This is a genomic window from Novosphingobium sp. G106 (assembly GCF_019075875.1).
Classification (GTDB): Bacteria; Pseudomonadota; Alphaproteobacteria; order Sphingomonadales; family Sphingomonadaceae; genus Novosphingobium.
On sequence record NZ_JAHOOZ010000001.1, the window covers coordinates 4,562,492 to 4,586,421 of the forward strand.

General features: G+C 66.2%; 25 protein-coding genes. 16 read left to right on the forward strand and 9 right to left on the reverse strand.

The genetic code is table 11. The annotated features are described in order from the left end of the window. Positions 1–19: 19 nt before the first annotated feature. A complete protein-coding gene (locus KRR38_RS21910; protein ID WP_217405519.1) occupies positions 20–1,405 on the reverse strand; it encodes an RNB domain-containing ribonuclease in 1,386 nt (461 codons plus the stop codon). A 97-nt stretch (positions 1,406–1,502) separates the two neighbouring features. On the opposite strand from KRR38_RS21910, the gene KRR38_RS21915 reads away from it, so the two are divergent. Genes KRR38_RS21915 through KRR38_RS21945 form a run of 7 tightly spaced genes read left to right on the forward strand, consistent with a single transcriptional unit; the run spans position 1,503 to position 8,970 of the window. Beyond that, the gene (locus KRR38_RS21915) at positions 1,503–2,615 is read left to right on the forward strand and encodes an S-(hydroxymethyl)glutathione dehydrogenase/class III alcohol dehydrogenase (protein WP_217405522.1); all 1,113 of its coding nucleotides are present in this window, start codon (positions 1,503–1,505) and stop codon (positions 2,613–2,615) included. Further along, positions 2,615–3,451 (forward strand): S-formylglutathione hydrolase, encoded by an 837-nt coding sequence (gene fghA, locus KRR38_RS21920; protein ID WP_217405525.1) that lies wholly within the window; start codon positions 2,615–2,617, stop codon positions 3,449–3,451. The genes KRR38_RS21915 and fghA overlap by 1 nt, the downstream gene beginning before the upstream one ends. Beyond that, complete coding sequence (locus KRR38_RS21925) at positions 3,448–3,873, forward strand: NAD(P)H-dependent oxidoreductase subunit E (RefSeq protein WP_217405528.1); 426 nt, start codon at positions 3,448–3,450, stop codon at positions 3,871–3,873. Before fghA ends, KRR38_RS21925 begins: the two co-directional genes overlap by 4 nt. Then, positions 3,870–5,381: an NADH-ubiquinone oxidoreductase-F iron-sulfur binding region domain-containing protein gene (locus KRR38_RS21930; RefSeq protein ID WP_217405530.1), complete on the forward strand. Its 1,512-nt coding sequence runs from the start codon at positions 3,870–3,872 to the stop codon at positions 5,379–5,381. Before KRR38_RS21925 ends, KRR38_RS21930 begins: the two co-directional genes overlap by 4 nt. Beyond that, positions 5,378–5,908 (forward strand): molybdenum cofactor guanylyltransferase, encoded by a 531-nt coding sequence (locus tag KRR38_RS21935; protein ID WP_217405533.1) that lies wholly within the window; start codon positions 5,378–5,380, stop codon positions 5,906–5,908. Before KRR38_RS21930 ends, KRR38_RS21935 begins: the two co-directional genes overlap by 4 nt. After that, positions 5,898–8,774, forward strand: a complete 2,877-nt coding sequence (fdhF, locus tag KRR38_RS21940) for a formate dehydrogenase subunit alpha (RefSeq protein ID WP_217405535.1) — start codon at positions 5,898–5,900, stop codon at positions 8,772–8,774. Before KRR38_RS21935 ends, fdhF begins: the two co-directional genes overlap by 11 nt. A 1-nt stretch (position 8,775) precedes the next feature. Further along, on the forward strand, positions 8,776–8,970 hold the full coding sequence (locus KRR38_RS21945; RefSeq protein ID WP_254514922.1) for a formate dehydrogenase subunit delta: 195 nt from the start codon (positions 8,776–8,778) through the stop codon (positions 8,968–8,970). Here the strand turns inward: KRR38_RS21945 and KRR38_RS21950 are convergent. Both KRR38_RS21950 and KRR38_RS21955 read right to left on the reverse strand, forming a co-directional pair. Next, positions 8,967–9,581 carry a LysE family translocator gene (locus KRR38_RS21950; protein WP_254514923.1) on the reverse strand — a complete coding sequence of 205 codons (615 nt, stop codon included), beginning with the start codon at positions 9,579–9,581 and terminating at the stop codon, positions 8,967–8,969. The two genes, KRR38_RS21945 and KRR38_RS21950, sit on opposite strands and share 4 nt — an antisense overlap. Before the next feature lie 152 nt (positions 9,582–9,733). Then, positions 9,734–10,093 (reverse strand): helix-turn-helix transcriptional regulator, encoded by a 360-nt coding sequence (locus KRR38_RS21955; protein ID WP_254514924.1) that lies wholly within the window; start codon positions 10,091–10,093, stop codon positions 9,734–9,736. A gap of 31 nt (positions 10,094–10,124) precedes the next feature. On the opposite strand from KRR38_RS21955, the gene KRR38_RS21960 reads away from it, so the two are divergent. Beyond that, complete coding sequence (locus tag KRR38_RS21960) at positions 10,125–10,583, forward strand: SRPBCC family protein (protein WP_217405538.1); 459 nt, start codon at positions 10,125–10,127, stop codon at positions 10,581–10,583. 71 nt (positions 10,584–10,654) lie between these two features. Beyond that, positions 10,655–11,314 carry a TetR/AcrR family transcriptional regulator gene (locus KRR38_RS21965; RefSeq protein ID WP_217405540.1) on the forward strand — a complete coding sequence of 220 codons (660 nt, stop codon included), beginning with the start codon at positions 10,655–10,657 and terminating at the stop codon, positions 11,312–11,314. 13 nt (positions 11,315–11,327) lie between these two features. Here KRR38_RS21965 and KRR38_RS21970 read toward each other — a convergent pair whose 3' ends face one another. Further along, positions 11,328–12,134 (reverse strand): SDR family oxidoreductase, encoded by an 807-nt coding sequence (locus tag KRR38_RS21970; RefSeq protein WP_217405543.1) that lies wholly within the window; start codon positions 12,132–12,134, stop codon positions 11,328–11,330. Then, positions 12,131–12,970, reverse strand: coding sequence for a MaoC/PaaZ C-terminal domain-containing protein (locus KRR38_RS21975; protein WP_217405545.1), 840 nt, complete (start codon positions 12,968–12,970; stop codon positions 12,131–12,133). The genes KRR38_RS21970 and KRR38_RS21975 overlap by 4 nt, the downstream gene beginning before the upstream one ends. Positions 12,971–13,097: 127 nt before the next feature. Between KRR38_RS21975 and KRR38_RS21980 the strand changes: the two genes are divergently transcribed. After that, entirely contained in the window at positions 13,098–13,703 is a 606-nt protein-coding gene (locus tag KRR38_RS21980) for a molybdopterin-dependent oxidoreductase (RefSeq protein WP_217405548.1), read from the forward strand. Next, entirely contained in the window at positions 13,613–15,340 is a 1,728-nt protein-coding gene (locus KRR38_RS21985; protein WP_217405550.1) for a molybdopterin-dependent oxidoreductase, read from the forward strand. The genes KRR38_RS21980 and KRR38_RS21985 overlap by 91 nt, the downstream gene beginning before the upstream one ends. Before the next feature lie 28 nt (positions 15,341–15,368). On the opposite strand, the gene KRR38_RS21990 is transcribed toward KRR38_RS21985, so the two are convergent. Further along, positions 15,369–15,836 (reverse strand): MarR family winged helix-turn-helix transcriptional regulator, encoded by a 468-nt coding sequence (locus tag KRR38_RS21990; RefSeq protein WP_217405552.1) that lies wholly within the window; start codon positions 15,834–15,836, stop codon positions 15,369–15,371. 147 nt (positions 15,837–15,983) lie between these two features. On the opposite strand from KRR38_RS21990, the gene KRR38_RS21995 reads away from it, so the two are divergent. Further along, positions 15,984–16,379, forward strand: coding sequence for an Ohr family peroxiredoxin (locus tag KRR38_RS21995; protein WP_217405554.1), 396 nt, complete (start codon positions 15,984–15,986; stop codon positions 16,377–16,379). A gap of 81 nt (positions 16,380–16,460) precedes the next feature. On the opposite strand, the gene KRR38_RS22000 is transcribed toward KRR38_RS21995, so the two are convergent. After that, the gene (locus KRR38_RS22000; protein WP_217405556.1) at positions 16,461–17,849 is read right to left on the reverse strand and encodes an SRPBCC family protein; all 1,389 of its coding nucleotides are present in this window, start codon (positions 17,847–17,849) and stop codon (positions 16,461–16,463) included. 129 nt (positions 17,850–17,978) lie between these two features. Here KRR38_RS22000 and KRR38_RS22005 point away from each other — a divergent pair, with 129 nt between their 5' ends. After that, complete coding sequence (locus KRR38_RS22005; RefSeq protein ID WP_217405558.1) at positions 17,979–18,419, forward strand: nuclear transport factor 2 family protein; 441 nt, start codon at positions 17,979–17,981, stop codon at positions 18,417–18,419. On the opposite strand, the gene KRR38_RS22010 is transcribed toward KRR38_RS22005, so the two are convergent. Both KRR38_RS22010 and KRR38_RS22015 read right to left on the reverse strand, forming a co-directional pair. Then, positions 18,416–19,255, reverse strand: coding sequence for a TauD/TfdA family dioxygenase (locus tag KRR38_RS22010; protein ID WP_217405560.1), 840 nt, complete (start codon positions 19,253–19,255; stop codon positions 18,416–18,418). The genes KRR38_RS22005 and KRR38_RS22010 overlap by 4 nt on opposite strands. Continuing rightward, positions 19,256–19,699: a nuclear transport factor 2 family protein gene (locus tag KRR38_RS22015; RefSeq protein WP_217405562.1), complete on the reverse strand. Its 444-nt coding sequence runs from the start codon at positions 19,697–19,699 to the stop codon at positions 19,256–19,258. Positions 19,700–19,839: 140 nt separating this feature from the next. On the opposite strand from KRR38_RS22015, the gene KRR38_RS22020 reads away from it, so the two are divergent. From KRR38_RS22020 to KRR38_RS22030, 3 genes are all read left to right on the forward strand, one after another. Beyond that, positions 19,840–20,493, forward strand: a complete 654-nt coding sequence (locus KRR38_RS22020) for an FABP family protein (protein WP_217405564.1) — start codon at positions 19,840–19,842, stop codon at positions 20,491–20,493. Between the two features lie 104 nt (positions 20,494–20,597). Then, a complete protein-coding gene (locus tag KRR38_RS22025; protein ID WP_217405566.1) occupies positions 20,598–22,712 on the forward strand; it encodes a glycosyltransferase family 41 protein in 2,115 nt (704 codons plus the stop codon). A gap of 140 nt (positions 22,713–22,852) precedes the next feature. Then, complete coding sequence (locus KRR38_RS22030; RefSeq protein ID WP_217405568.1) at positions 22,853–23,866, forward strand: hypothetical protein; 1,014 nt, start codon at positions 22,853–22,855, stop codon at positions 23,864–23,866. The last annotated feature ends 64 nt before the right edge of the window (positions 23,867–23,930 follow it).

A 23,930-nucleotide genomic window follows, 5' to 3' on the forward strand; every position in this document is an offset into this window, starting at 1 on the left:
TTGAACGCAGGGCGCTTTTTTACGATACTCGCTGGAACTGCAGCCGGCGTTGGATCGGATCGGCGGCGAGCAGGCGGACGCGGATCGCCTCGCCGGGGATGACGCTGTGCGCGGTCACGCGCGCTACGATCGGCAGGTCGGACAGCTGGATGCGCGCGCCGCTCTCGCCGATATCGGTGACGACTGCGCGGAACAGCGAGCCCTCATGGTTGGCCAGCAGCGCGACTTCGGCGAGGTCGATCGCGGCGCGGTCGATCTGGCCGTCGCGCGCTTCGGCCCTGGCCATAGCCTGAGGCAGGCGCTCGAAAGCCGCGGCCACGGCTCCGGGCACCGGCTTGCCGTTGGCCACCGCCAGGACGGCCTCCAACACATAGCGGTCTGCCAGCCGGCGCAGCGGGGCGGTGCAATGGGCGTAGGTCGCTGCCATGGCCGAATGCCACGGCGTCTCGCCCTCGCGATAGGGGATGTAGGACGCTCCCCGTCCGGCGCGGCGGATCGCCAACATGAAGGCAGCCTCGGGTGCTACGGTCGCGCGCAGCGTCTTCTCGAAAGCGGTGAGTGGTATGTCCGCCGGCCAGTCGAGATGGAAGGCCACGGCAGTCCGGCGCAGCCGCGCCTCGGCGCCGGCATCGGGCTCGGCCATGACGCGGAACAGTCCCGTGTGCGCCGCTTGCAGCGCGTCGGCGACAGCGAGGTTGCTCGCCAGCGACATCGCCGCATTGCGTTCCTCGGAGGCGAGTTGCGGGCGGAAGCGCAGGGTGAAGTGGCCGTCGGTATCGCGCGTCACTTCCTGCTCGGGCGGATTGACGCGAGCGGCCCCACGCCGGTCCTCGGCCGCCTCGATCCGGGCGGCGAGTTCGGCGAAATCCGGCGGCAGGTCCTCGTCGCGGACGGTCTCGTAGGCAAGCTTGGCGCGGCTTTGGATCAGAGCACGAGCTGCGCCTTCGAGCTTGACCGCACCATCGGGCGCGACGCGCGTTGTCATGACCACGGCTGGCCGCGGGCCGCCCGGCAGCAGGCTGGCGGCCTTCTCGCTAAGCGCGGGCGGATAGAGGTTGGCCTTGCCGTCGGGCAGGTAGGTTGTCGTGCCGCGCTTCCAGGCCTCTGTGTCGAGCGGATCGCCGTCCGAAACGAACCAGGCGACGTCGGCGATCGCGTAGTGGAGCAGGAGGTCGGTTCCCGCCCGTTCTATCGTGAAGGCCTGGTCGAGGTCGGTCGATGTCGCCGGATCGAGCGTGACGAAAGGCTGGTCCGTCCAGTCCGCATGCTCGGTCGGCACACGCGCCGCGGCCTTGTCGGCAGCGGCGAGCACTTCGGGCGGAAAATTGTCGGGAACGCGGAACTGCGCGCGGATCGCGGCGAGCCCCTCGGACAGCAGGTTCTGGGGGTCGCGTATGGCCTTCATCGCGCGAGAGGACAGCATCGGGCGGCAATTGGCAAGATTGTCTAGCGCAGTCCGAGCGCTATAGCTGGACCGATCGTCCCATACCGGAGTTGCCAGAATGAAGACCCGCGCCGCCGTTGCCTTTGCGCCGAAGACCCCGCTCGAGATCGTCGAGCTGGACCTCGAAGGTCCCAGGGCGGGCGAGGTACTGGTCGAGATCATGGCGACGGGCATCTGCCACACCGATGCCTATACGCTCGACGGCTTCGACAGCGAGGGCATCTTCCCCTCGATCCTCGGCCATGAGGGCGCCGGGATCGTCCGCGAGGTCGGCGCAGGCGTCACCAGCGTCAAGCCGGGCGATCACGTCATCCCGCTCTACACGCCCGAATGCCGCCAGTGCAAAAGCTGCCTTTCGGGCAAGACCAACCTCTGCACCGCGATCCGCGCGACCCAGGGCCAGGGGCTGATGCCCGATGGTACCAGCCGGTTTTCGTACAAGGGGCAGACGATCTACCACTACATGGGCTGCAGCACCTTCTCGAACTTCACCGTCCTGCCCGAGATCGCGGTTGCCAAGATCCGCGAGGACGCGCCGTTCGACAAGAGCTGCTACGTCGGCTGCGGAGTGACCACGGGCGTCGGCGCGGTGATCAACACGGCCAAGGTGACGCCGGGCAGCAATGTCGTGGTCTTCGGCCTGGGCGGCATCGGGCTCAACGTGCTGCAGGGCGCCAGGCTGGTCGGCGCGGACAAGATCATCGGCGTCGATCTCAACGACAGCAAGGCCGACTGGGGCCGCCGCTTCGGCATGACCCATTTCTACAATCCGCGCGGCAAGGACACGGCGCAGGTCGTCGCCGATCTCGTCGCGATGACCGACGGCGGGGCCGATTACACCTTCGACTGCACGGGCAATACCGAAGTCATGCGCCAGGCGCTCGAAGCCTGCCACCGCGGCTGGGGCGTCTCGACCGTGATCGGCGTGGCCGAGGCGGGCAAGGAGATCTCGACGCGACCGTTCCAGCTCGTCACCGGGCGCGTCTGGAAGGGCTCGGCCTTCGGCGGCGCCAAGGGCCGCACCGACGTGCCCAAGATCGTCGACTGGTACATGAACGGCAAGATCGAGATCGACCCGATGATCACCCACGTCCTCAGCCTCGAGGAGATCAACAAGGGCTTCGACCTGATGCATGCCGGCGAGTCCATCCGCAGCGTGGTCGTGTTCTGATGCAGCAGGTTTCCGCCTGGAAAAGCCACGGCGGCATTCAGGGCGTCTATACTCATGCATCGGCGGAGACGGGGACCGAGATGACCTTCTCGGTCTTCGTGCCCGATCACGATCCGGGCGAGAAACTGCCCGTGCTCTGGTATCTCTCGGGGCTGACCTGCACCCACGCCAACGTCACCGAAAAGGGCGAGTACCGCCAGCAGTGTGCCGACGAGGGGATCATCTTCGTCGCGCCCGATACTAGCCCGCGCGGCGATGACGTGCCCGACGACGAGGGTTGGGACTTCGGCAAGGGCGCTGGCTTCTATGTCGACGCCACCGAGCAGCCTTGGGCGGCGAACTACCGCATGCGCTCGTACATCGAGCGCGAGCTGCCCGCGCTGATCGCCCAGAGCTTCCCCGCCGACATGGCGCGGCAGGGCATCACCGGCCACTCGATGGGCGGCCATGGCGCGCTGACGATCGCGCTGCGCAATCCCGGCCGGTTTCTGTCGGTCAGTGGCTTTTCGCCGATCGTCAGCCCGCTGAACTGCCCCTGGGGCGACAAGGCGCTCGGCGGCTATCTGGGGCCCGACCGTGCGGCCTGGCGCGAATATGACGCCTGCGCGCTGATCGCCGACGGTGCGCGGCTGCCGAACCTGCTGGTCGACCAGGGCGAGGCCGATGGCTTTCTCGAAGTGCAGCTCAAGACCCATCTGCTGAGCGAGGCCTGCGCCGCCGCGGGCATTCCGGCGACGATCCGCATGCAGTCCGGCTATGACCACTCGTATTATTTCATCTCCAGCTTCATGGCCGAGCACGTCCGCTGGCATGCCGGCCACCTATATCGCGGATGAGCCAAGGGAAGCGCCTCGCCGAGATCGTAGCGGCCCATGCCCACCGCGAAGGCCCGCTGCTGCCGATCCTGCATGACGTCCAAGCTGCCTTCGGCTGCATCGACCGCGAGGCCGAGGCGACGATCGCGCTGGCGCTCAACCTCAGCCGCGCCGAAGTCCGCGGCGTGGTCAGCTTCTACCACGACTTCCGCGTCGAGGCGGATCCGCGTCCCGAAGTGCAGCTCTGCCGCGCCGAGGCCTGCCAGGCGCGTGGCGTGGAAGCGCTGGTGCCCGCGGCCGAGGCGGCGGCTGGCGATCGGGTGCGGTTGTCGACGGCCTATTGCCTGGGCCTCTGCAGCGTCGGGCCGAATGCGCGCGTGGGTGACGACCTGTTCGCGCGGCTTGACGAGGCGGCGCTGGTCAAGCTGATAGAGGCGGCATGACCGCGGTGCGGATCTCGGATGATGCGCTGGCGCTGGCCTGCGGCGCGGATGCCGTGGCTGAAGCGTTCGAGGCGGCGGGCTGCAAGGTCGAGCGCGTTTCGTCCTGGGGCATGCAGTGGTTGGAGCCGCTGGTCGAGTTTGATGGCCGTGGGTTCGCCCGGGTCGAGACCCGGCATGTCAAAGCTATCCTAGGCGAAGACGTTCGCCAGTGTATCGGCCGCATTGAAGCGCACCCCTTTATCGCCCGCCAGAGGCGCCTGACTTTCGCGCGGGCCGGCAAGACCCGTCCCTTGAGCCTCGACGACTATATCGCGACCGGCGGCTGGGCCGGGCTCACACGCGCTCGCTCACTTGCCCCGCAGGACGTCATCGCCGAGGTTGTCCAATCCGGCCTGCGCGGCCGCGGCGGCGCCGGTTTCCCGGCGGGGATCAAATGGAAGACCGTCGCTGAAGCGCCGGGCCGGCGCAAATACATCGTCTGCAACGCCGACGAGGGCGACAGCGGAACCTTTGCCGACCGGATGCTGATGGAAGGCGATCCCTTCGCCTTGATCGAGGGTATGGCCATCGCCGCCCATGCCGTCGGGGCCGATCAGGGCTACATCTACGTGCGCAGCGAATACCCGCATGCAATTCAAAAGCTGAACTCAGCTTTAGATTTATCGGCCGAGATCGTCGCCCCTTTCCGCGTCGAGGTTCGCGTCGGCGCGGGAGCCTACGTCTGCGGTGAGGAGACCGCGCTGCTGAACTCGCTCGAAGGCAAACGCGGCGAGGTGCGGGCCAAGCCGCCGCTGCCCGCGCTTGCCGGCCTGTTCGACAAGCCGACGGTGGTCAACAACGTGCTGACCCTCGCAGCCGCGCCGCATATCCTGCGCGAGGGTGGTTCAGCGCTCTACCAGAGCCTCGGCACGGGCCGGTCGCGCGGGACGATGCCGATCCAGCTTGCCGGCAACATCAGATACGGCGGGCTCTGCGAAGTGCCCTTCGGCATCACCCTGAAGGAACTCGTCGATGAGATTGGCGGGGGCACCGTCTCTGGTCGGCCTATCAAGGCCGTGCAGGTGGGCGGGCCGCTCGGCGCCTACATTCACCCCGATCAGTTCGATCTTCCCTTCGACTACGAAGCCTATGCCGCTGCCGACGCGCTGATCGGGCACGGCGGGATCGTGGTGTTCGATGACACCGCCGATATGCGCGCTCAGGCGCGCTTCGCCATGCAGTTCTGCGCCGCGGAGAGCTGCGGCAAGTGCACGCCCTGCCGGATCGGGGCGGTGCGCGGGGTCGAACTGATCGACCGGATAGGCGCCGGAACTCGTATTGCCGACCCCGTCGGTGCGCTGCCCCAGATGCACAACGCTCCGAAAACCGCGCGGACGTGCGAGGAAGACATTGCCTTGCTCGAAGACCTTTGTGAAACAATGCGGTTCGGTTCGCTTTGTGCCTTGGGCGGGTTTACGCCATACCCGGTGCTCAGCGCGCTCAAAAACTGGCCGGAGGAGTTCGAATGATCCTGGGAGCGGTCCTTGCCGGCGGAATGAGCTCACGCTTCGGCAGCGACAAGGCGCTGGCCGAATTTCGCGGCCACACGCTGCTCGCCCATGCGGTCGATACGCTATCGGGCTGGTGCGAGCATGTCATCGTCGTCGGCCGCGCCACCGCGCCCGCGCCGACGCTGCCCGACTGGCCGCGCGCCGGCATGGGCCCGCTGGGCGGGATCGCCGCCGCGCTCCACCACGCGCGCGACGAGGGCTACGAGTTCCTGCTGACCTGCGGCGTGGACTCGCTGGCGCTGCCCGAGGAACTGCCCGACCTGCTGATGCCCGCACCGGCCTTCCTGGAATCGCAGCCCATCATCGGGCTCTGGCCCGCGACCGTCGCGAAGACCGTCGAGGACATCCTCCATGCCGAAGGCCCGCACTCGCTGAAGCGCTTCACCCAGGCGATCGGTGCGCGGGCGGTGAAAACCAAGGCCGAACCTGCTAATATCAACACGCAGGCGGATCTCGCCGCGCTGGAGCAGAGGCATGGGCTATGAGCCCCAAGCCGATTTCGGGACGCCCGAGACCGGTTCGACCGATACGGTAATGTTGACGATCGACGGGCGCGCGGTGACCGTGCCCGCCGGAACCAGTGTGATGCGTGCCGCGGCGCTGTCGGGCGGCTCGATCCCCAAACTCTGCGCCAGCGACAATCTCGCCGCTTTCGGCTCCTGCCGGCTCTGCCTCGTCGAGATCGAGGGGGCGAAGGGCACGCCTGCCTCCTGCACAACGCCGGTTGCCGAGGGCATGAAGGTCCAGACCCAGACCCCGCGCCTGCAGAAGCTGCGCCGCGGGGTGATGGAGCTCTACATATCGGACCACCCGCTCGATTGCCTGACCTGTTCGGCCAACAACGATTGCGAATTGCAGGACCAGGCGGCGGCCGTGGGCCTGCGTGACGTGCGCTACGGCTATGCCGGTGAGAATCACCTGTCGCAGGCGGTCGACACGTCGAACCCCTATTTCGACTTCGATCCGTCCAAATGCATCGCCTGCTCGCGCTGCGTCCGCGCCTGTGACGAAGTGCAGGGCACACTGGCCTTGACGATCGACGGCCGCGGCTTTGCCTCGAAGGTTAGCGCGGGGCAGGCGGGCGACGACTTCCTCGCCAGCGAATGCGTGTCCTGCGGGGCCTGCGTCCAGGCTTGTCCGACCGCGACCTTGCAGGAGAAAGCGGTCAAGGCAATCGGCAAGCCCGAGCGCGCGGTGGTCACGACCTGCGCCTATTGCGGCGTTGGCTGTACTTTCCGCGCCGAGATGCGGGGCGAGCAGCTCGTCCGCATGGTCCCGTGGAAGGACGGCAAGGCCAACCGCGGCCACAGCTGCGTCAAGGGCCGCTTCGCCTGGGGCTATGCCCAGCACCAGGAGCGCGTGCGCTCGCCGATGATCCGCGACGGCATTGACCAGCCCTGGCGCGAAGTATCGTGGGACGAGGCGCTGGCGTTCACCGCGGGCAAGCTCAATGCCATCAAGGCACAGTACGGCGCGCGGGCGCTCGGCGGCATCACCTCGAGCCGCTGCACCAACGAGGAGACCTTCCTCGTCCAGAAGCTGGTGCGCGCGGGCTTCGGCACCAACAATGTCGATACCTGCGCCCGCGTCTGCCACTCGCCGACGGGCTATGGCCTCAAGACGACGTTCGGCACTTCGGCGGGCACGCAGGACTTCGACAGCGTCATGCAGTCGGACGTCATCATCGTCATGGGCGCCAATCCCACCGATGCGCATCCGGTCTTTGCCAGTCGGATGAAACGGCGGCTCAGGCAGGGCGCCAAGCTGATCGTCATCGACCCGCGCCGGATCGACCTCGTCCGCTCGCCGCATGTCGAGGCCGCGCATCACCTTGCGCTCCAGCCCGGCACCAACGTGGCGGTGCTGACCGCCATGGCGCACGTCGTGGTCACCGAGGGCCTCGCCAACGAGGCTTTCATCCGCGAGCGCTGCGAGGTCGACGAATACGAGGACTGGGCGCGTTTCGTCTCGGAAGAGCGTCACAGCCCCGAAGTGCTCGAAATGGTCACCCGCGTCCCGGCCGCGGAGCTGCGTGCCGCCGCGCGGCTCTATGCGACGGGCGGCAACGGCGCGATCTACTACGGGCTTGGCGTCACCGAGCATTCGCAGGGCTCGTCGACCGTCATGGCCATCGCCAACCTGGCCATGGCCACGGGCAATATTGGCCGGCCCGGCGTCGGCGTGAATCCGCTGCGCGGGCAGAACAACGTCCAGGGCGCCTGCGACATGGGCTCTTTCCCGCACGAGCTGACCGGCTACCGCCACATCTCGGACAGCGCGACCCGCGCGATGTTTGAAAGTGAATGGGGCGTGGCGCTCGACAGCGAGCCCGGGCTGCGCATTCCCAACATGCTCGATGCGGCGATAGACGGCTCGTTCCGCGCGATCTACATCCAGGGCGAGGACATCCTCCAGTCCGATCCCGATACCCACCACGTCGCCGCCGGCCTCGCGGCAATGGACTGCGTCATCGTCCATGACTTGTTCCTCAACGAGACCGCCAACTACGCCCACGTCTTCCTGCCCGGCTCCACCTTCCTTGAGAAGAACGGAACCTTCACCAATGCCGAGCGGCGCATCCAGCTGGTGCGCAAGGTGATGGAGCCGGCCAACGGCCCCAATGGACAGGGACTTGAGGACTGGCAGGTCACCCAGGCGCTGGCGAATGCGATGGGGCTGGGCTGGGACTATACCCATCCCCGCGAGATCATGGACGAGATCGCGCGGCTGACGCCGACCTTCGCCGGCGTCTCGCACGCGCGGCTGGAGGAGGCCGGATCGCTGCAATGGCCGGTCAACGCGGCCCATCCCGAAGGCTCGCCGATCATGCACGTCGACGGCTTCGTCCGCGGCCCAGATGGCAAGGGCAGGGGCAAGTTCGTCGTCACCGACTACGTGCCGACCGACGAGAAGACCGGGCCGCGTTTCCCGTTGCTGCTGACCACGGGGCGCATCCTCAGCCAGTACAACGTCGGTGCGCAGACGCGGCGGACGGCGAATGTCGTCTGGCATCACGAGGACGTGCTGGAGATGCACCCCACCGACGCCGAGAACCGCGGGCTCAAGACCGGCGACTGGGTGCGCCTCGCCAGCCGCAAGGGCGAGACCAGCCTGCGCGCCGAAGTCACCGACCGCGTCGCGCCGGGCGTGGTCTATACGACCTTCCATCATCCCGAGACTCAGGCCAACGTCGTCACCACCGAGTTCTCCGACTGGGCGACCAATTGTCCCGAGTACAAGGTGACCGCGGTCCAGGTCTCGCCTTCGAACGGGCCGAGCGGCTGGCAGGAAGGCTATGCGGAGCTTGCCGCTCGGTCGCGCCGCATCGCGCCCGCGGAAGCTGCCGAATAGGATGGAGATAGAGCGCCTGCGCTACATGGCGGACCAGATCGCCCGCAACTTCGCCATGCAGGGCGAGGACGAGGCGGCTGCCGCCACGGCCGAACATATCCGGCTCTACTGGGACCCGAGGATGAAGGCCGCGATCCTGGCCGACGATCGCGCGGCGCTGTCGCCCGTCGTCGCGGCGGCGATCGACCAGCTCTAGCGCCGCGCTTCGGTCGCCATTCGAACCGCCAGACCGGCGAGTACGGTCCCCATCAGCCAGCGCTGCACCGTCGCCCATGTCGGGCGGCGGATCAGGAACTGCGCGATCGAGGCCGCGGACACCGCGATCATGCCGTTGACCAGAATGCTGATGACGATCTGCACGCTGCCCAGCGCGAGCGCTTGACCCAGCACGCTGCCACGCGAGGGATCGATGAACTGCGGCAGCAGCGACAGGTACATGACCGCGATCTTGGGATTGAGCAGGTTGGTGGTGAAGCCCATCAAGAATAGCTTGCGCGGGCTATCGGCTGGCAGGTCGCGGACTTCGAACGGTGAGCGTCCACCCGGCTGCACCGCCTGCCAGGCCAGCCAGAGCAGATAGACCGCGCCGGCGATCCGCACCGCGTCGTAGGCATAGGGCACGGCCAGTACGAGCGTGGTGATGCCGAAGGCGGCGCAGAGCATGTAGAACAGGAAGCCCAGCGCCACTCCGCCCAGTGAGATCAATCCCGCGGCGCGGCCCTGGCAGATCGAGCGCGAGATCAGATAGATCATGTTCGGCCCCGGCGTCAGCACCATGCCGAGCGCGATCAGAGCGAAGGCGATCAAGTTGGTGGAACTGGGCAGCGGGGTTCTCCGAGCGGAAGGGGTTACCCGCGTGTACCGGCGCCGTCCAATTCCAGCACGGGCCACGCGGGCAAGCTTTGTCTAGGCGCGCTAGCAACGCCTGAAAATGCGCGCAATGGCGTAGGTGCCGGGGGTCAGGACCGCGACGACGATGGCTTTTCGAGCTGCCGCTTCAGGCCTGCTAGCCTCTCGACCGCACGCGCGGCGTGCGGGCCGATCCAGCGCTCATGGATATCGTGGATCGGCAGCGGATTGAGGTGGTTCCACCGCTCGCGCCCGCGCCGTTCGGCGATGACGAGGTCGGCAGCTTCGAGCACCTTGAGGTGCTGCATCACGGTGCAACGGTCGAGTTCGTGGAACAGGTCGCAGAGCCGGCCTGTGGTCATTGGCGCATCGCGCAGATGGTCGAGCAGCGCGCGCCGCGCCGGTGAGGCAAGCGCGCGGAAGACGGCGTCTTGGCGTTCCGACGGAGACATGTTATAAATATATAACATAATGAGGCGACTCGCAAGGAGACACACAGCCATGGAACTCAAGTTCAAGGTCTTCGCGCACATCTCCCGGCCCAGCCACGAGGTGTTCGAGGCGGTCGCTGACCCGGCCAGGCTCTCGGGCTATTTCACCACGGGCGGCGCCGAAGGCCGGCTCGAAGCGGGCAAGACGGTCTCGTGGGACTTCCACGACTTCCCCGGCCGCTTCCCGGTCGACGTGATCGAGGTCGTGCCCGATCGGAAGATCGTGCTGAAGTGGGAAGCCAACGAGGGCGAGGCGCAGCCCGGCTACAAGACCACGGTGACGATGGAATTCACTCCGCTTGATGGCGACACGCGCACGCTCGTCTCGATCACCGAGGAGGGCTGGCGCGAGAACGAGGCGGCGCTGGGCTCGTCCTATGGCAATTGCATGGGCTGGTCGCAGATGCTCGCCGCGCTCAAGGTCTATGTCGAGCACGGCATCAACCTGAGGGAAGGAATGTACAAATAGAGCCCATTTAAATCGCGAGTGGAGCATTGTGCGCTGGGCAATCATCGAATTGTCCTGATATGACCCCGCGCATGAAGCTGGTGGTCCAGAACGAAAGTATCGAGGCACCGCGCCGAACGCGTGGGCGGCCCAAGCTCGAAGACGTTGCCCAGATCGAGAGCCGCCTGCTCGAGGTTGCGCTGCAGGAATTCCTCGCCGAAGGTTACGGCGGCACGTCGCTGAGCCGGATCGTCAAGGCGGCGGGGATTTCGAAGACCACGCTCTACACGCGCTTTTCCTCGAAGGAGGAATTGTTCCGCGCCGCGCTCCAGCGCCAGATCGACAACCTCGCCGCGGTCGCCGCGCTGCGCTCGCCCAAGGGCAAGCTCGATCTGGTCGGCGGGCTGAGGGCCTATGGCAACCGCACCTTGGAGATCAGCCTCGAAGGCGATCTGCTCCAGGTCAACCGGCTGATCTACAGCGAATCGGCGCGGTTTCCCGAACTCGGCCTCGCCGCCGCAGAACGCAGCCAGAGCGGGATCGACGACGTCTCTATCTTCATCCGCACCTGCGCCGATGCCGACGGCATTCCTTGCCGCGATCCGCAGGCGATCGCCGAAGCCTTCATCTTCATGCTGCGCGGCTGGTACGTCGACATGTTGCTGACCAACCGCCAGGTTTCGGTCCGCCAGCGCCAGCGCTGGGTCGATACGGCCGTCCAGGCGCTGGTTGCGGGCCGCGCCGAATGGTGATGGGCAGCGCGGCCTAGCCGGACATCTTCTTGCCGAAGATTGCGGCGCTTCCCGCATCGATCTTGAGCACATGGGCGCGGCGGGCGGCGGCGGAGGGCCAGTTCTCGCCGGCTTCGTCGTCGGCCAGACCCCAGTTGTGGATCGGGCCGTAGGGCAGCCTTTCGAGTGCCTTTTCGGCTACGGCATCGGGCGACGCAAGGTCGGGCGGGATCGGCAAGCCGTTGCGTTCGAGCGTACCGCGCAGCATCGGCGTGTCCGTCTTGTCGAGCGCGATCGTCAGAACGTCGACGCCGTGCGGGCGCAGTTCCGCCCAGAGTCCCTCGGCGAAGTTGAGCAGAAAGCCCTTGCAGGCCGAGTAGGTCGCCAGGATGCTGGCCCCGCCGTAGCAGGCCCCCGAATTGACCAGCACCAGCCCGCCGCGCCGCCGCTCGCGCATCGGGCCGCCGAAATGATGGCAGGCCTGCATGGTCGTGACGACGTTCAATTGCAGCAGCCGGAGCCAGGCCGCGACCTCGCGCTCGTGGAAGCGCGTGCCGATGCGGTCCGAGCCGGCGTTGGCGACGTAGAGGCCGATCTCGCGGTCGCCGGCTGCCTCGGCGATCCGTTCGAAGGCATCGGGTGCGGCGAGGTCGATCTGAGCGGTGACGCATTCGACGCCGAGATCGCGCACCTCGGTCGCGGACTGCTCGAGCGGCCCGCGCTTGTCGATCAGCAGGCAGTTGAGCCCCCGCGCAGCGACGGCCTTGGCGAAGCTCCGCCCGACACCTTCCGAGGCGCCAGCGATGATCGCCCATGCGCCGTATTTCTCGCGGAAGGTCATTCGCGCAGCCGGCAGGCGCCGTTCCTGATCACGGTCACGCCGCGTTCGGCGACCGCGCATTCGAACGCCACGGCGTCGCCGTCCCGCCAGATGCGGGTGGTCACGGTCTCGCCCGGATAGACCGGCGAGGAGAATCGCGCGTCGAGGCTGGCGATGCGCGCCGGATCGCCGTTCACGCAGGCGCGCATGATCGCGCGTCCGGCGATGCCGTAAGTGCAGAGGCCATGGAGGATCGGATTGGGAAAACCCGCTCGCCTGGCAAAGTCGGGGTCGATATGCAGCGGGTTGCGATCGCCCGAGAGGCGGTAGATCGCCGCCTGCTGCGGCAGCGTCGGGATGGCGATCTCGAAATCGGGCGCGCGCGTCGGCACCGGATCGAGCGACAGAACGTCCTCGCTCGGCCCGCCGAAGCCGCCGTCGCCGCGGCAGAACAGGGTCATGATCGCGGTTGCATAGAGGGTGCCGTCCTCGCCGCGCGCCGTGCTCTCGACATTGACCAGCGCGCCTTTGTCCGCACCCTTGTCGACCACGCCCAGGCAGCGCGCTTCGGAAATCATCCTGCCGGCCGGCGGCAACGGCCGGTGCAGCGTCAGCCGCTGCTCGCCGTGGACGATCATCGTGTAGTCGATGCCGCCCTGCTCGATGAAGGCGTTCGAGGCGCCGCCCATCATCACCGCCATCGTCGGAAGCGCCTGCAGGTCTTTCTCGTAGACGAATTTGAGCTCGTCGGGCGCCGCGCCACAGCCCAGGCCCAGCGCATAGAGCTGGGTGAAGTTCGCATCATAACAGAATGCCGTGGGCTGCGCCTTGATGGACAGGATTTCGGGGTAATGCATCAGGCCCTCTTCCGGATTGTTCTTGTGCGCCAGTGAAGCGCGAAAACGGCATTTACGCAATGCGAGGACGGCGTAGACTGCCGATGCCGAACGAGCGCCAGCAAGGCGCCGGGGCGGAGGATGAACCATGGCGACAGCCCCGACGATCGAACCCAAGGTCGAAACCAAGCGCGGCACCTGCCCGATCTGCGGTGTCGGCTGCTTCGTCGAGACAAAGCTCATCGATGGCAAGCCCGTTTCCATCAAGCCCGACCGCACCGCCGGCTTCCCTGCCGACTGTCCGCGCGCCGGCCAGGCGATGGACTATTACGACCACCGCGAGCGGGTGAACTACCCGATGAAGCGCGTCGGCAAGCGCGGCGAAGGCAAGTGGCAGCGGATCACCTGGGATCAGGCGCTCGACGAGATCGCCGACAAGCTCAAGGAGCTGCGCGACCGCCATGGGCCCGAGACGGTGCTGACCATGGGCGGCTCCTACAAGGGCGCGGGCGATGCCTCGTGCTGGCGCTGGTCGAACCTCTGGGGCACGCCCAACATTCTCTACCAGGGCAAGAACTGCGGCGAGGCCGAGCTGCTGTCCGAATGGGCGGTCTATGGCGACCAGTCGGCGATTGGCAATGCGCCGGTGCCGGGGGTTACGAAATGCTACGTGCTCTGGGGGTCGGCGGGGCCATGGCGCTCGCCAGCCAGCGCAAGAACCTCAAGGCCTATCAGCAGGCGGGCGGCAAGCTGATCGTCATCGATCCGCGCCGCACCGACCTCGCCGAAATGGCCGACATCCACCTGCAGGTCCGCCCGGGCAGCGATGGGGCGTTGGCCTACGGCCTGCTCAACGTGATCATCGCCGAGAAGCTTTACGATGCGGACTTCGTCGCGCAGTGGTGCCGGGGATTCGAAGAGCTTAGCGCCGCGGTGAGGGACTTCACGCCAGAGAAGGTCGCCGCGCTGACCTGGCTGGAGCCCGAACAGATCGTCGCCGCGGCGCGGATGTTCGCGACCAACAGTCCCGCACACATCCCCTTCGGCCTTGGCGTCGCCGAGCTCGGCAAGGCGACCAACGCGGCGGTGTTCGGCAAGACCTACCTGCGCGCGATCACCGGCAATCTCGACGCCCACGGCGGTGCCAAGTTCGCCGATGCGCCGACATCGACCCGCTACATCGAGGAACTGCACTGGGACAAGCTGATCGACCACCCGCTGCGCACGCGCGATTCGATCAGCGCGGACCGTTGGCCGATCGCTTCGATCAAGGGCCTGCAGACCTACCGCAAGGCGATGGAGAAAGTGCATCCGCAGGGCATCGGCCCGACGATCTACAACATCGTGGTCGCGCCCAGCGCGATCCCCGGGGCGATCCTCGACGGCGATCCCTATCCGGTGAAAGCCTGGATACTCCAGGGCGGCAATCCGCTCGTCTCGCTCGGCGATGCGCGGCGGCTACACGCGGCGCTGATGTCCGACGAGCTCGAGCTCAGCGTCAACATGGACCACTGGATGACGCCGTGCAGCGAGCTGGCCGACTATGTGCTGCCTGCGACGGACGGGCTCGAACGGCCGCTGGTCAACAACATGTGGGGCTTTGCCGACAGCTTCACCGCGGCCAAGCGCATTGTCGAGCCGAGCTACGAGCGGCGCGACGACTATCAGCTCTGGCGCGAGCTCGGCAACCGGCTGGGCCAGCAGGGCTATTGGCCCGACAGCCTCGAGGAATGGTACGACTGGGTGCTCGAACCGACCGGCACGACCCATGCCGAACTGGCCGAGCGGGACTTGCCTTGGCTGATGGCGACGCCGCAGTACAAACGCTACGAGACAACGGGCTTCGCGACGGCCTCGGGCAAGGTCGAGCTGTCCTCGGACCTGCTCGCCAGTCTCGGTTATGCGCCGATCCCGGCCTGCGAGGAACCGGCCTGGAGCCCGGAGTCCACGCCCGAGCTGGCCGGCGAATTCCCGCTCGTGCTGACCACGGGTAACTCGCTCAAGTGGTACTACCGCTCGCAGCACAAGCACCTCGCCAAGATGCGCAAGCAGCATCCCTATGCCCAGCTGACCTTGCATCCCGATACGGCGGCGGAGCTCGGAGTGATCGAGGACCAGATGGTTTGGGTCGAGACGCCGATGGGCCGGGTGCGGCAGGTTGCCAAGCTCGACCCGGCGATCCATCCGCGCGTCGTCCACGCCGACAGCCACATGTGGTATCCCGAGCGCGAAGCCGAGGGCGATGCGCACTACGGCGTCTGGGAATCGAACATCAACGCCATCCTGCCAGACGGCGAAGGGTTCTCGGACTATGCCGGCGACTGCTACATGCGCGGGCTGATCTGCAGGATCTACCCGGTCGGCGAGACGCAGGTGGAAGCGGCGGAATAGCGCGAGCGCCTGGCTCAGCGGGGCACGTTCATTCCGCCCTACTTGTCTTCGGCGCGCGCAGCAGATTGTCGCGCAGCGCCGCGACCGCCTGCTGCATCGCCGGAAACGATTCCTCGTCGAGCCCGGTCGCGTCGAACAGCGCCATGCCGGGCCTCCGATCCACGATCTCGCGACCAGCGGCGGTCAGGCCGAGTCTTACCTGGCGCTCGTCCGCAGGATCGCGGCGGCGCTGCAGATAGCCGCCGGATTCGAGCTTCTTGAGGATCGGCGTAAGCGTGTTCGATTCGAGGAACAGCTTCTCGCCCAGCTCGCCGACGGTCTGGTCGTCCTTCTCCCCCAGCGCCACCAGCGCGATATACTGAGTATAGGTCAGGCCGAGTTCGTCGAGCAGCGGCTTGTAAGCCCGGCTGAACGCCAAGTTCGCCGAGTAGATCGCGAAACACAGGAAATTCGAAAGCTTGGGGCTGTCGCTGTCGGCCTGAGGGGGCAGTGGCATGTCTGTCTCCGGTATATCCATCGAGGCTGACATATATATCGCGTACGATTAAATCGGAAGGGGGTTGACGCGAATCACCAGCTCACATATTTAGATCGTATCCGATTAAAACGGGCACGATCTAAATTCTCATAAAGGAATATCGCCATGACCATCAAGACCCTCTTCACCGGCAAGACCCACAATACCGCTGGCGCCGACGGCGGCACCCGCAGCCAGGACGGCCTTCTAGACGTCCAGTTCGAAGCGCCGCATCCCGCGGCCGAGAACCTGTTCGGTGCCGCATGGTCTGCCTGCTATATCGGCGCGATCGAACTCGCCGCCTCGCAGCAGAAGGTGAAGCTGCCCGTCCACCCAGCGGTCAACGCCGAGATCGACCTGAACCTTGGTGAGGACGGCTATTTCCTCGCCGCCCGTCTCAAGGTCAGCATTCCCGGTCTCGACACAGAGGTCGCCGAAGAACTGATCGCGCTGGCGCACACGATCTGCCCCTATTCGAAGGCCGTCCACGGTAACATCGATGTCGAGACTGTCCTGATCTGACCGCTTTGGCCTCTCCCCCAGACCAGGGGGAGGGGGCTAGGCGTCAGACCCGACCGAGCAGATTCTAAAAACGCTCCGGGTTCAACTCGGCGGCACGGCCACTTGCGGTTCCGGCCCCAAGTCGTCGTCGGAGTGCGGGTCTTCGAGGAAGCGGCGCAGCGCGCGGTGGAAATTCGAGACCGCACGTTCCTGCACCGGGCTGGGCCGCCCGCCCTTGAACCCACGCGACTTCATGCCGCGCTGGACCTTGGGGATGTTGAGGAAGTCCTGCCGGAAGATCAGCGGAAAGTCGCCATCGCGCCAGTCGGCGAAGGTCTGGTGCTCGACCTCGGGCTCGGTGCCCGGAGCGAAACGCTCGAACGACCAGACGTCCATCAGGCAGCGTTGGTGGTCGTCGACATAGGGACGGAACCGATACCATAGCACGGCCTCGATTGCCGGATGAAGGAAGGCCGTGTTGGGGAAGACGTGCCAGTCGAAGCCCGAGGCGGCGATATATTCGGGCGTCAGCCTGTCGGGCCAGCCGGCGCCGCTTTCGATCGCGGCCTCGTAGATGAAGCCGGCCCATTTTCCCAGCACCTCGCCGGGGGGGGCATCGGCGGGGACTTCGGTGCGCAGCCGCTGCGTCGCCTGGTAGGCACGATCGGTCATCATCGCCTGCAGGTCACCGGTGAACTGCTCGGCATATTCGTAGAGGTATTCGCGGAAGTCGGGCACCTCCTTTGGCGGCAGGCGCGGGCTGCGCGACACGGGAAGGCCCGAACTCGCCGCGTAGGAGATCCAGCCGTGCCGGCCCATGCCGCGGCTGGTCGAATAGTCGTCGGTATAGGTTAGCATCTGCGCGTGGGTCGTCTGCACGTGATAGAACTCGGTGAAGGCGCCGAGCACGGTCTTCCAGTTGGCTTGGACCACGACAGACTTGTTCCAGGCGGGGCGCAATTTGTCGAATTCGAACAGCTCGCACATCTCGGCCATCGGCGAGAGGAATTCCATCAGCGGCTGGCAGTCCGGGTCCATGTTGATCCAGACCCAGCCGCCCCAGATCCCCGCCTGGACCGGCGAAAGGTCGGTATCGCCGGCTTTGAGGCAGCCGCCCCAGTCGTGGCTGTCGACCACTTCGACGTTGCGCCCGTCGAGCCCGAAGCGCCAACCGTGGAAGGGGCACAGGAACTCGCGGATCGAGCCCTTACCGTCGTTCTCCGTGGGATCGACCAGCTGCGTACCGCGATGCGGGCAGGCGTTGTGATAGGCGGCGACTTCGTCGGGGCCGCGGCGGACGACGACGATCGAATCGTCGATGATGTCATAGGTGGCATAGTCGCCGGGTTCGGGAATCTCTTCGAGCCGGCAGGCGGCCTGCCAGACCTTGGGCCAGAGGTTTTCCTTCTCCAGCTCGTGAAAGCGGCGGTCGAGAAAATCGGCCTTGGGCACGAAATCGTCGCGCACTTCGCCCGCAGGAAAGCCGGTCATTCAGTCTCTCTCCGTTACACATTTTATATATTGTGTCATGTTTCAGCCGGAAACGATAGACGCCCGTCGGATATTGGCGATAATTCCCCGAAGCGCAGAAAAATGCCAGCCGCTTGGGAGAATCTCGTCATGCCCGCCACCCGGACCGCAGCAGAGCTAGCCGACGCCTATCTTACTGCATTGCAGGCCAAGGACATGCCGGCAATGCTCGCGCTGCTTGCGCCCAATTTCGAACTGGAGATCCCGTGCAACCTGTCGGGCACCAACGATCTCTCCGACAGCTGGCGCGGCTTCGACAATGCCGAGCCGAACTATGCCCAGGCTTTCGAGAAGATCGCAGTGCTGAAATATGCCGATGTCGAGATCACCCAGGCGGCCGATCCGAGCATCGCCTTCCTCGAAGGCCGCGGCACCATGCGCATGGCCAACGGCAATCCCTACAACAACCGCTACGTCTTCCGCTTCGACGTCGATCTCGCCGCCGGCAAGATCCGCCGCGCACGGGAGTATGTGAATCCGATCACTTTCGCCGTCGCGATGCACCAGCCGCTGCCCGATACGGCAGCTTAGCGAGGACCCACGGGCCGCTCGCCCCTGACGTAAGCCTTCTGCAGAACGCGATTGCCCGTGTAGTCGCGCACCGCGTAGTGCTGGAAGGCCATGTTGTCCCACAGCGCGAGGTCGTTCGGCGCCCAGCGCCAACGCATGGTGAACTCGGGGCTGGCCGAATGCTGCCATAGCATGGCGAGCAGGCTGTCGCTTTCATGCGGCGAAAGCCCGACGATCGATTCGGTCCAGAGCTCGTTGACGAACAGCGCCTTGCGTCCGGTCTCCGGGTGGACGCGCACCACGGGATGGACGTTGCGCATCGTCTCCTGAAGATAGCCGGTATTTGAACCGCCGAGCAGCGGCAGCGTCTTGTAGGCCGAATGCTCTGCCGAAAGCCCGTCGATGAAGGCCTTCACCGGCGCGGACAGCGTATCGTAGGCCGCATACATCGATCCCCAGCAGGTATCGCCGCCGCCGCTCGGCGGCAGCTCGAGCGCGCGCAGCGAGAGGTAGGCGGCAGGCTCGGCGGCGAGCGTCGAATCCATGTGCCAGACCGCGGTCGCCTTCGCGTTGCCGTAGGTCGGCATGTTGTGGACCGAGGCGTCGAGCGTCGGCGGCGCGAGCGCCGCGACCGAGAAGGGATCGGTGCCGAGCGGGCCGAAGTTCTCCATGAACGTGGCGGCCTGCTCGCGCGTCAGGTCCTGCCCGCGGAAGAAGACCACGCCCTGGTCGAGCAGGGCGCGGCGGATCTGCGCGACGGTCCCCGCGTCGAGCGGCTCGCGCAGGTCCACCCCATGCGCGATCGCGCCGACCGCGGGGGTGATGTTCTCGATCATCAGCTTGCTGATCATGGCCATTTACCCTCTCCCCATGCCGCTGTCGGTGACGTCGTGCCGCTCGCTCCACAGGAAGCGGATCTGGCGGTCGGCGATGCGCCATTCGCCGCCGGTCCGCGCATAGCGGTCGACATAGCGAATGATGACGTTGATCGACGAAGCGCCTTCGAGATGCCGCGCGGTGCAGAGCACCTGGCCGCTGGCCTCGTCGCCATCGACCTCGACGAGATGGTTGGTCATCATGTGCGTCGTCGCGCGGTACATGCCGCGCATCGTGTTCGGGATCGTGGCGAGCTGCGCATGGCCGGTGAGGTCTGCGAAGGGCTCGGCGGCCTCGGGGTGATAGGACCTCAGCCGCGCGTCGGGCGTGAAGACGCTCTGGAACAGCGCCACGTCGCAGGCATCCACCGCGGCGGCATAGCGATAGGCCAGCTGGTTGAGCTCGACGACATCGCGTTCGTGCACGGGCATTCTCCCATCTTTTTTGAGCGGCCATCTCTTTTGAGTGATAGTGTTTCATTGCTCCGGCACGCGCGCAAGGCGCTTGCGCGACAGGGGCCGCTTGCCATACCCCAAGGGGCAATCACTTCTGCGGGGACAGTACGATGGCGGAGATTCCGGACGACATTTTCACCGAGCAGGACGCCGATCCCAACACCTTGGCCAAGCTCGGTCCGCTGACGCGGCTCGCCGGCATCTGGGCCAGCCAGGGGCCGCGCGGCGCCGACGTCAATCCCAAGGCCGAGGGCCCCGAGCATCGCATCTATAGCGAGCGGTTCGAAGCCCATGCGATCGACGCGCAGTCGAATGGCCCGCAGCTGTTCTACGGTCTGCGCTACCACACCCACATCAATGCGCCCGAAGAGGATGCGACCTTCCACGACCAGACCGGTTACTGGCTTTACGAGCCCGACACCGGCCTGATCCTGCAGACCGTGTCGATCCCGCGCGGCCAGGTGGCGCTGGCCAAGGGCTTCGCCGCTCCCGACGCGAGGAGCTTCAAGCTCACTTCGGTCCGCGGCTCGACCGAAAACGGCATCTGCTCGACCAGCTTCCTCGAACAGGCCTTCCGGACGGACTCCTATTCGATCGAGGTCACGTTCAATGCCGACGGTTCGTGGAGCTATGTCACCGAGACGATGATGGCGGTGCGCGGGCAAGAGGGGATCTTCAACCACAAGGACCAGAACACGCTGTTCAAGGTGGGCGAGCCCAATCCCAACCCGCTCTCGCTGATCGTCGGCCAGGGACCGATCTAACGGTCGATCCGGCCATGCACTAAGGGCAACTACCTAGGCGAGTGGTTACCACATATCATTAACGGGTCGTTACCCGAGGGGCATCGCGTCCAGAGTAGTCAGACATGAACAGCGCCGCCGGCCTATTGCGAAACCAACCGGACGAGGCGCCGCCTCAATCGACTATCGATGGCCTGCTCGCGCTCTATCAGGCCGGCTGCCTGGCCGAAGCGGTCCGCGAGGGTGAGGTGCTCGTCGCGCGCTACCCGCGTTCGCTCATGATCTACAACATCCTCGGCGCGGCCTGCATCGGCCTGGGCGCTTTCGAGAAGGCGGAAGCCGCGTTCCGCAATGCCCTTGCCTTTGCGAGCGGGCATGCCGAGTTGCACAACAACCTCGGCGCGGCGCTGGAGGCGCAGGGCAGGTTCGACGAGGCGCTCACGGTCTTCGAACATGCCGCGGCGCTCAATCCCAGCTACGCTTCTGCGTATTACAATCAGGGCAACATCCTGCGCAAAACGCAGCGCTTCCCCGAAGCAGTCGCCTGCTACGAGCGTGCACTGGAGCTGAAGCCCGACTATGCCGAGGCGTACAACAATCTCGGCCTGGTGCAGCGGCAGTTGCGCGCCTTGCCCGAAGCGATCGCCAGCTTCGAGCGCGCGATCGCGCTCAACCCTGGCGGTGCCGAGGCCTACAACAACATCGGCCTCGCCCTGCAGCAGCTGAACCGGCCGGCCGACGCCATTCCCTTCTACCAGCATGCGTTGTCGCTGAACCCGGCCTACCCCGATCCGCTGCAGAACATCGCTTCGGCGCTGGCTGACGTGAAGGACTACTTAGCTTCGGCCAAGGCCTTCGAACTGGCCCTGGCGCGCGATCCCGGCAACGTCGTCGCCCGCGCGCAGATGGCCTTCGTCAAGATGCAGATCTGCGACTTCTCGGCCGAACGCGTCCTGCCCTCGTTCGAGGAACTGGCCGAGCGCGCGCCGGCGCTGCTGCCGCCCTGGATGATGCTCGCTTTCGGCGACGATCCCGCATGGCACCTGCGCTGCTCGCAGACCTGGGCCCGGGCCTCGCATCACGCGCAGCCTACGCCCGCGCCGATGAAGGCCGAGCCGAACGAGCGCATCCGCGTCGGCTATTTCTCGGCCGACTTCCAGAGCCACGCCACCCTCCATCTCATGGCGGGGCTGCTGCGCGAGCATGACCGCGAGCGGTTCGAGATCGTCGCCTATTCCTATGGCGCGTTCGGCAACGACGTCACGCGCAGCCAGCTGATCGACGACGTCGAGCACTTCATCGACATCCAACACCTGTCCGATGCCGAGGTGCTGGACCTCGTGCGCGAGCATGAGCTCGACATCGCGGTCGACCTCAAGGGCTATACCGAGCAGTCGCGCTCGCACCTCTTCGCGCACCGCCTCGCGCCGGTCCAGATCAACTATATTGGCTATCCGGGCTCAATGGGCTGCCCGTCGATGGACTACCTGATCGCCGACCGGCAGGTGATCCCCGAAGAATCGCGGCGCTTCTACAGCGAGAACCTGATCACCCTCCCCGGCTGCTACCAGCCGAACGATGACCGGCGCGCGATCGCCGAGACCGGCGCAAGCCGCGCCGACTTCGGCCTGCCGCAGGACGGCTTTGTGTTCTGCGCCTTCCACCAGAGCTACAAGATGGGCCGCGACGAGTTCGACATCTGGATGCGTCTGCTCGGCCAGGTGGCGGGCAGCGTGCTCTGGCTGCTGCGGTCGAACGACTGGGTCGAGGCGAACCTGCGCCGCGAAGCCGAGGCGCGCGGCATCGACCCCGATCGCCTGGTCTTCGCCGACAAGGTACCGCAGGACCAGCACCTCGCGCGCCTGCGCCTCGCCGACCTGTTCCTCGATACGTTCAACGTCAACGCCCACACTACGGCCAGCGACGCGCTCTGGGCTGGACTGCCCTTCGTCACCAAGGCCGGCCGCCAGTTCGCTGCGCGCGTCGGCGCGAGCGTGCTCCAGGCGATAGGCCTGCCGGAACTGATTACCGAGAGCGAGGCCGAGTACGAAGCGCTGGTGCTGGAACTGGCCACGCAGCCGACGCGGCTGGCGGAGATCAGGGTGCGGCTGGAGGGCAACCGGCTGAGCCAGTCGCTGTTCGATACCGTGCGCTATACGCGCAAGTTGGAAGAGGGCTACGTGGCGGCGCTGCAGCGCCATGTCGAAGGGCTGGCGCCGGCTGATATCGCCATCGCCTAGGGGCTGGTTTTCGGTCCAGATCGGATGATTAACCCGCAATTTGCCATCTCGCTTGCACGACAGTTAAGTCGTTGAAGGCATAGCGCTTCCACGTTTCTGGCCCGCTTTCTCCTGGGGGCCAGGCGGCAGGGGGCCTTTTCGTGAAACCATATTTTCGCCTTGTCGGCTGCGCAGTGCTCGTCGGCGTTTCGAGCGCTGCGGTCGCCGCGCCGCGCTGGGAGTTGCAGCCGGTCCAGATCGGCCAGGAAAGTCTGCGCTACAAAAAGGGCGTGCCGACCGTCGATCTCGAGCTCAAGGACGGCGTCGTCCAGGTGACGCCGCTGGAACTTGATCACGGCAGCCTGTCGTTCGGCATCGCTGTCTACAATGACAGCTGGCGGACCGTCGACTTCGGTGTGGAGAACATCCGCGTGTCCTATGAGGGCGCGCCGCTGCAGGTCTTCACCCGCGAGGACCTGCAGAAGAAGGCCAAGAGCCGGGCGCTGTGGACCTCGTTGGCGGTTGCGGCAGTGGGCGGCGTGGCCGCAGGCCTGGCGGCCAGCCAGCAGGACAATTATCGCGTGAGGACCGTCACGCCCGGCGGCCGCGTTTATCGCAGCTACTACAGCGCGCCCAGCGCCGCAGGGCAGTTCCAGGCAGCCGCGATCAGCGCCGGGACCGGAGTGAGCATTGGCCGCATTCAGGACAAGCTCGACCAGACGCTGGCGAATCTGCGCGATGAGATCGTCCAGCGTTCGACTGTGGATCCGGGTGAGTCCTATGCCGGCCGCATCGTCGTGGCCAAAGTCACGCCGGCCACCCTGCCGGCGCGCGTCGAGCTGGCGCTGACCTGGAACGGTGAGACCTATCCCTTCGCATTCCAGATCGCCCGCCCTGGCACGCCGGCACCCGCTTTCGCCGCCGTGGCCCGCCGGTCCGATCTGATCAGCTTCCGCGCTGGGCCTGCGGCTGCGCCGGTGGGCCCCGTGCCGACCGTAATTGCTCCTGCATCGCCCGCTGCGCCGTCGCCGGTCCAAAGAACCGTCGTCGCGGGCCTGGCACCGGCTCCATCGACCCAGAGCGCTGCGCCCGCGCGGCGTGCATCCAGAGGCTTGGCCACTTCAAACCGCGCGGCGTCGAATTCGTGGGGTCTGGTGCCGGTGACGGCCCGGTAGCGGTCCGCTCGAAATTACGCTTGATCGCCCCAAGTGAAGCCCGCGTCCGGGACGGAGGCTTCAC